Source organism: Lonepinella koalarum (assembly GCF_004565475.1).
GTDB classification, from domain to species: domain Bacteria; phylum Pseudomonadota; class Gammaproteobacteria; order Enterobacterales; family Pasteurellaceae; genus Lonepinella; species Lonepinella koalarum.
On record NZ_SRHX01000028.1, the window covers coordinates 1 to 844 of the forward strand.

The following is an 844-nucleotide window of genomic DNA, read 5'->3' on the forward strand; positions in this document are numbered from 1 at the left end:
CTGCCGTTAATCGCATCTGTACTGGTGGCGGAAATATCCCCCGCCGCCACGCCGGTGACTTTCGTATTTGCCGCATCAATACCGTTTTTAGTAACACTTGGTCCGCCCACAATGGTTAAGCCATTATCGCTTACGCTGGTATTACCAACTGTTAAACCGTCATTATTAACACTCGTATTACCTATTGTCACCGAACCATTCGCCCCTAAATCAAGTTCGTTGGCTAAATCAAATGTAACGCTACCATTGTTATTAATGATATTGATATTACCATCGGTATTGGTTAAGGCAACCGTTGCATTTGGTTTCACGGTTGAAGTGTTTGTGCCGTCAGTCAACGTCCAACCAGCGTTAGCCGTAGTATTAACTGCATTTAATTGGCTCATATTCACCGCATCGGTATCTGCGACACCGGCGCTCACATTGGTAATTTTATTATCACCGTTGTTTAAACCGGTTTCGGTTAAACTCACCGTATTTGTGCCATTGGTAATGGTTACGCCGTCTTTATTAATTACGGTTTTATCCGTGTCACTACCAAAGGTTGCACTATCCAGATCGGTCAGATCTTTCGCCATTTTAATCACTAAGGCTTTATCTACCACATCAACACGTAAATTTTGATCAGTGACATTGGCACTTTGCGATAAATTACCTTTAATGGTTAAGGTTTCATTGAGTTTCTTACCTACGGTAACGTTGGTATCATCACCCGTAAAGAATAAACCATCATTTAAGGTTGCTACGGTCTGATTATCATAGACAATACGGGTTATATTGGTGCCGTCAATACCATTGGTTCCATTAACCACAGTAATATTGGCACTTGCTCCGTCTTTACCGG

At 42.1% G+C, this 844-nt stretch carries 1 pseudogene; it reads right to left on the bottom strand.

What is annotated here, in order from left to right:
- Positions 1-844: pseudogene (locus tag E0709_RS12110) on the bottom strand (hypothetical protein); the annotation flags it as partial.